We start from the raw sequence: 5,881 nt of genomic DNA, 5'->3' as shown, positions 1-5,881 counted from the left end.
TCACAAGCGGCGGTGGGGGCGGCGCGATCGGCGGCGCGTCCCGCAACCCGTCGATCTTCGCCTGCAATCGGGCTGCCGCGTCGGCGCGCACCGCCCGGCGCTGCTCGTCGGGGTCGCTGTTGCCGGCGAAGCAGTCGGCGGGCGCCTGCCCGACGACGCCCAACGCCCGGGTGTAGAGGTCGCGGGCGTCGGCGTTGCGGCCGATGAACGCGGCATCGTCACCGCGGCGTTCGCGGACCAGCGCGAGGTTCACCCGCACGGGGCAGGACTGTTCCGCAGGGGTGCGGGCGAGCGCCTCGTCGAACAAGACATCGGCCTCGTCGAGCCGACGCTCGAGGACCGCCCGGGTGCCCTGCACGAACGGCGCCTTGGCCGGTTCGATCACGTTGACCACGCCGAGGATCGCCGCGTCGGTGGCCAGTGATTCGGCGTCCCGGTCGGCGTAGTCGCGCACCGCGGCGTTGCCCGCGAACACCACCGACAGCAGTTTGACCGCGAGCAGGACCACCGCGAGGGTCAGCGGTGCGCTCCACAGCAGCAGCCGGCGTCGTGTCCGCAGCCGGACCGGCAGCCGCCCCGTTCGCCGGCGGATCATGACAGCACGTCCCGCCGCGCCACCCGGCTCTGCCGCAGTTCCCGCACGCTGAGCCAGATCTCCCCCAGCAGCAGGCCCGCCGCGAACAGGCAGAGCAGCCAGTACAGTTCGGTGCGCGCCGCGGCGGGGACGGGCTCGGTCGCCGCACCGGCGTCCTCCCGTGTCTCGAGCGGCGGGAGTTCGCCGCCGTCCCGCCGGTCCACATAGGGCACGCCGAGATCGCCCGCGACGCGGCGCAGCGTGGCGTCGTCGAGCGCACCGTCGGCGGTGTGGCCCAGCACCGCTCCCCCGCTCACCGAACCGGGCGGGACGTCGACACCGCCCTGCGCGGTGGTCGCACCCGGGGCGCCCGCGCCGGCGTAGACCACGAGATTCCGCGAGCCGGGGTACTGCTGGGTGGCCTGGATCAGCTGGTAGCGCAGGATGTTTCCGGGCGCCGCGGCATCGGCGCGGGCCGGGTCACCCGGCGACAGGGCGGTCAGCGTGTCCACCTCGGGCTGCAGGCTCCACACGTCCTGCGACAGCGGCCACGCCAGAGCGGGGTCCGGCGCGAACGCGATCACCGCGAACCGCGCCTCGGGATACCGGTCGAGCAGCGCGCCGATGTCCGAGCGCGCGTCGACGGTGCGGTCGAGCACGACGAAGACGTTGGTGTCGGCCCCGCTTCCGCGGTCTCCGGTGTCGTCGGAGTTCGCATCCAACGCCGGGCGGGTGGTCGCGAGCAGCAGCAGCGTGATCGCGAGTGTCATTGCGCCCCAACGCGCCAGCGCGCTCCTGCGGTGTGCCCCGGTGGCGGCGAGAGCCTGGCGCAGCGTCACCAGGCGCGCGCCGACCAACGCCACCGCGACGACGGCGAAGATCGCGAACGGGATGATCGGGTCGAAGGTCACCGGCGCAACACCACCAGCGTCACGCTGAGCATCGCGGTGACCACCAGCACCACGGCCAGCACGGCCACGGGCGCGTCCTGCGTCTGCCCGGTCACCCGCGTCCCGTCGGCGAGTACCAGCGGGGCGGGTCGAGCGTCGATTCGCTCGAGGCCGTCGCGCACCGCCGATTCGGTTGCTCCGATCACGTATTGACCGTCGGTCCGCTCGGTCAGTGCGCGCAGCGCCGGATCCTCGGCCGGGGTGATCATGTTGATCTGGGCGCCCGCGGCGTCGGCCAGGTCGGCGACCCGTTGCGCGTCGAAGAGTGCGGGTCGCTGTTCGCCGGGTGCCCGCAGGCTCGTCGGCCCGAGGTAGATCACCGAGCGGCGGTGCGAACTCTTCTGCTCGAAGTCGGGAAAACCGGTGATGCACAACGACAGAACGTCGTCGACGCTGGCGGCATAGTCGGTGTAGGTGACCGGCGCGGCGAACTGGTCGACGACGGCGCGGTCCGGATCGGCCGCCCCGGAGGCCCGGGCGAGGTCGTTGAACCGCCCAGCCGCGTACTGGTAGTCGCGGGTGAGCGGTACGACCCGGGTGTTCACCGAGGTCAGCCCGATGCGCTCGGTCTGGTAGGCGCCGGCCAGCTCGGCGGCGTGACGGAGCAGCACCCCGGTCGTCGGCTCGGTGACCGGGGTTGCGACACAGAACATCACGTCTTCGGGGTGCGCGCGGGCGAACGTCTCGTCGGCGCCGGTCGGCCGGGCCGCCGCCACCGCGGCCGCGCCGAACAACACCACCAGCAGTACCAGCGTGGCGATCGTCGACACCGACCGCAACCGAGCGGCACGCGCGTACTCCGGCAACCGGATCAACCGGGCGATGTTGGCCATCGGCCGGAGCCTGCGCCGGTCCGGGGCCAGCGGAAGCAGCACCGCCAGCGCGAAACACCCGAGCAGCGCGAGCAGCCCGACGACCGCGATCGGCCACCACCTCAGGTCCATGTGCGCACCAGTTCCTGTGCGCGGGCGCCCAGTTGCCCGACGTCGGCGTGTGGGGCGTCGGTGAAGCGCGCCTCGCTCAGGTCGGCCAGCACCGGAGCCGCCGCGCCGACGCTGCTCGCGGCGAGGGCGTCGATCTGCATGTACTGCGCGCGCACGCCGGTGGCCTGATGCAGGAAACTGCGCAGCGTACGGCTGATGGCGGCGCAGGCTTCTGCCGCGCTCATACGTCCCGCCTGGTGGTCGGCGGTGATGTCGGCGATCCGGCCGGCGTACCGTCGCCGCAGCAGCCGGGCGTGCGCGGGGCCCACGACGGGACGGCCCCGGAGCCGGTCGGACGGCAGGGTGCCGACGAATACGACTGCGTACCAGGCGATCACGAGGGCCAGCAGGAGGATCGCCGTCCACAGCCACCCCTGCGCGTACGGGGTCGGACCGATCACATGCCGAAGCAACTCATCCGGCACGGGCGAGCACCTCGTTGAGCGCGACGAGTTCGCGGCGGATGTCCGCACTGCCGGACAGGGTGGCGTACGGGATCGCGTGTCGGGTCAGCAGCGCGTCGAGCCGCCGGAGGCGGGCCTTCTCGGCGCGACGGTACGCGGCGACGACGCGCCGGCCCAGGGTGGCGCCGTTGAGGACGACCTTGCCGGTCGACACGTCGTACCCGTCGGCGTCCTCCGGTCCGCCCAGCGGTGACAGATCCGACGCCATCAGCCACATGATGTCGTGGCGCGCGGACAGCCTGCCGAGGATCTCGTCGAGGCGCCGGGTCGTGTCCGGTTCGTCGGAGACCACCACGACGAGCCTGCTGTGGCCGTAATGGGTTGCCACATAGTCGAGTTGACATGCGATGTCGCTCGGCCCCGGATCGGTCAGCGTGTGCTGGTACCAGCGGTGCAGCAGGCTCTCGACGTGGTTCTCGCCGCGGCGCGCCGGCAGGTTGGCCGAGCCGCGGGCATCGCCGAGGACCATCCCCACCTCGTCGAGGCGGTTCAGGCTGACCAGGCCGATGGCCCCCATGGCGTGGGCGGCGACATCGCGTTTGCACTCACCGCTGGGTGCCAGCGCGGACATGTTGCGGCCCGCATCGGCGACCAACAGGATCTTGTGGTGTTTCTCGGAGACGAACCGCTTGATCAGCACGCTGCCCGAGCGCGCCGACGCCTTCCAGTCGATGTCGCGCACGTCGTCCCCGGGGACGTACGGACGTAGGTCGTCGAATTCCAGGCTGCGCGTGTGCAACAACGCATACCGTCCGCCGTCGAGCAGTCCGCGGGTGTCCTTGCCGAAGTGCGCGCGGGCCCGGTTGAGGTGCTTGCCCACGGGTTAGGGCACCCGCACGGCCTGCAACACGGCGTCGACGACACGATCGGAGGTGACGTCGGCGTTGGCCGCCTCGAAGCCGAGGATCAGGCGGTGGCGAAGCACCCGGTGGGTCACCGCCGCGACGTCCTCGGGCAGCACGTGTCCGCGCCCGGCCAGCACCGCACGCGCGCGGGCGGCCTGGCAGAGCGCGATGGTGGCGCGTGGGCTGGCGCCGTAGGACACGAACCGCGCGATCTGCTTCGGCAGGTGCTGGTCGGGGCGACGCGTCACCTCGACGAGGCGGCTCGCGTACTGCACGAGAACCGGGTCCATGTGGACGCCCCGCACCACGTGCTGCGCGCGCCGCACATCGTCCAGACCGACCACCGGCGCGGTGTGGTGGTCGGTGTCGTAGATGCCGGCGTCGATCCGGGCCATCACCTCGACCTCCTCGTCCACGGTCGGGTACTCGAGTACGTCTTTGATCATGAACCGGTCGGTCTGCGCCTCCGAGAGCGGATACGTGCCCTCCTGGTCGACCGGGTTCTGGGTGGCGATGACGAGGAACGGTTCCGGCAGCGGATAGACCTGGCCGGCGATGGTCGTCTGACGTTCCTCCATCGCCTCGAGCATCGCGCTCTGCGTCTTGGCGCTCGATCGGTTGATCTCGTCCAGAAGCACGATGTTGGCGTGCACCGGCCCGAGCTGGGTGACGAACCGGTTGGTGGCCGAGTCGTAGATCTGGGTGCCGATGATGTCGCTGGGCAACAGGTCGGGCGTGCACTGGATGCGCTGGAAGGCGCCGTCGATGCCGGCGGCGATGACGCGCGCGGCGGTGGTCTTCGCCAGGCCGGGCACGCTCTCGATGAGCACGTGTCCGCCGGTCAGCAGGCCGATCAGCAACGATTCGCGCAGATTGCGCTGGCCGACCACCTTGGCGGCGAAGGCCTCGCCGACCGCGCGCACGACGCGCTGCGTTTCGGCCAGGGATTGCTGATCAAGTCGTGTCGGTGCGGCAGTCATATCCGCCGAGGATTACCCCCGGCGCGCGTTCTCACACCTGTGCGCCGAGGCGGCCGGTACGCCGAAGGCGAACACCGGCGAGGGAACGGGGCGAACCTGGAAGCGTCGGCGGGATGACGACGGTTTCGCTGCGCCGCTCGATCGGCGGGCTTGTGTTCGACCACGTCCTCGTCGGAGCGCCGGATCCGCCCGGCGGGGTGGGCTCTGCGCCAACGGTCTTGGTGTTCCACGGTATGGAGGGCCGCAGCGAGGCGCAGATCGCGATCGCCGAACGGTTGACGCAGTGGGGTTGCCAGGCGATCGCCGTCGACCTGTTCGGCGAGGCCGTGACGGCGGGCGGCGCCCAACGGTGCGCCGAGGAGATGACGGCGTTCCTCGGTGATCGGGGCGCCCTGAGGGAGCGGCTCGCGGGGGTGTTCACCGCGTTGACCGACGCGCCGGAGGTGGACCGGGACCGGGTGGCCGCGATCGGCTTCTGTTTCGGCGGGCTGTGCGTACTCGACCTGGCCCGGGCCGGCCACCCTCTGCGCGCGGTCGTGAGTTTCCACGGGCTGCTGACGCCGCCGGACTGGCCGGCCGACGGGCCGATCCCGGCGCGGATCGCCGTTCACCACGGTTGGGACGATCCGCTGGCGCCGCCGGAGGATGTGGTGGCGCTGGGCCGTGAGCTCACCGCGCGGGGTGCGGACTGGCAACTGCAGGCATACGGCGGTGCGATGCACGCGTTCATGGCGCCGTTCGCCGACCAGCCGGAGCGCGGCATCCAGTACCACCCGGTGGTGGCCGAGCGGGCGTGGCGAGCGCTGGGGGTCTTCGTGGGTGAGACGTTCCCCTAGAAGGCGGTCCCTTCGCAGACCAGGTCGCGGGGCATGGTCAGCTCGCTGGGCAACTGCACCGGGAAACCCGGCACCGTCGGCAAAGTGATCGCGGGTGGCGCCACGGGTGCCACCGGCGCGACGGGTGCCGCCGGTGCGGCCAGCGCTGCGGCTGCCGCGGTGGCCACTTCGGCTGCGTCGACCGGCGGGACCACCGGCGCCGACGCGTGTTCGACGATGTCGGCCGGGGGTGGTGGCACCCCCGCCGCC

The 5,881-nt window shown here is 71.8% G+C and carries 7 protein-coding genes and 1 pseudogene; 1 reads left to right on the top strand and 7 read right to left on the bottom strand.

Features of this window, described 5'->3' with window-relative positions; all coding sequences use genetic code 11:
- From AU196_RS17595 to AU196_RS17570, 6 genes are all read right to left on the bottom strand, one after another.
- On the bottom strand, positions 1–595 hold a 595-nt coding region (locus AU196_RS17595), incomplete at its 3' end, for a hypothetical protein (RefSeq protein ID WP_231737628.1).
- The gene (locus tag AU196_RS17590) at positions 592–1,485 is read right to left on the bottom strand and encodes a hypothetical protein (protein WP_059096369.1); all 894 of its coding nucleotides are present in this window, start codon (positions 1,483–1,485) and stop codon (positions 592–594) included. The genes AU196_RS17590 and AU196_RS17595, both read right to left, overlap by 4 nt.
- Positions 1,482–2,468: a hypothetical protein gene (locus tag AU196_RS17585; RefSeq protein ID WP_059096368.1), complete on the bottom strand. Its 987-nt coding sequence runs from the start codon at positions 2,466–2,468 to the stop codon at positions 1,482–1,484. The genes AU196_RS17590 and AU196_RS17585 overlap by 4 nt, the downstream gene beginning before the upstream one ends.
- Complete coding sequence (locus tag AU196_RS17580) at positions 2,459–2,932, bottom strand: hypothetical protein (RefSeq protein ID WP_059096367.1); 474 nt, start codon at positions 2,930–2,932, stop codon at positions 2,459–2,461. The genes AU196_RS17585 and AU196_RS17580 overlap by 10 nt, the downstream gene beginning before the upstream one ends.
- Positions 2,922–3,791 (bottom strand): DUF58 domain-containing protein, encoded by an 870-nt coding sequence (locus tag AU196_RS17575; protein WP_059096366.1) that lies wholly within the window; start codon positions 3,789–3,791, stop codon positions 2,922–2,924. The genes AU196_RS17580 and AU196_RS17575 overlap by 11 nt, the downstream gene beginning before the upstream one ends.
- A gap of 3 nt (positions 3,792–3,794) precedes the next feature.
- On the bottom strand, positions 3,795–4,796 hold the full coding sequence (locus AU196_RS17570; RefSeq protein WP_059096365.1) for an AAA family ATPase: 1,002 nt from the start codon (positions 4,794–4,796) through the stop codon (positions 3,795–3,797).
- 113 nt (positions 4,797–4,909) lie between these two features.
- On the opposite strand from AU196_RS17570, the gene AU196_RS17565 reads away from it, so the two are divergent.
- On the top strand, positions 4,910–5,632 hold the full coding sequence (locus AU196_RS17565) for a dienelactone hydrolase family protein (RefSeq protein WP_059096364.1): 723 nt from the start codon (positions 4,910–4,912) through the stop codon (positions 5,630–5,632).
- Here the strand turns inward: AU196_RS17565 and AU196_RS25600 are convergent.
- Positions 5,629–5,881: pseudogene (locus AU196_RS25600) on the bottom strand (hypothetical protein); the annotation flags it as partial. The gene AU196_RS17565 and the pseudogene AU196_RS25600 sit on opposite strands and share 4 nt — an antisense overlap.

Origin of the sequence: Mycobacterium sp. IS-1742 (assembly GCF_001500125.1) — a bacterium.
GTDB lineage: Bacteria > Actinomycetota > Actinomycetes > Mycobacteriales > Mycobacteriaceae > Mycobacterium.
Note: the sequence above shows the minus strand (reverse complement) of the source record. Positions and strands in the feature narration are given on the sequence as shown.

What these genes read in the sequence shown, in the direction of transcription:
- AU196_RS17585 (WP_059096368.1), bottom strand. Translation starts at nt 2,468, where the DNA reads ATGGACCTGAGGTGGTGGCCGATCGCGGTCGTCGGGCTGCTCGCGCTG.
- AU196_RS17570 (WP_059096365.1), bottom strand. Translation starts at nt 4,796, where the DNA reads ATGACTGCCGCACCGACACGACTTGATCAGCAATCCCTGGCCGAAACG.
- AU196_RS17565 (WP_059096364.1), top strand. Translation starts at nt 4,910, where the DNA reads ATGACGACGGTTTCGCTGCGCCGCTCGATCGGCGGGCTTGTGTTCGAC.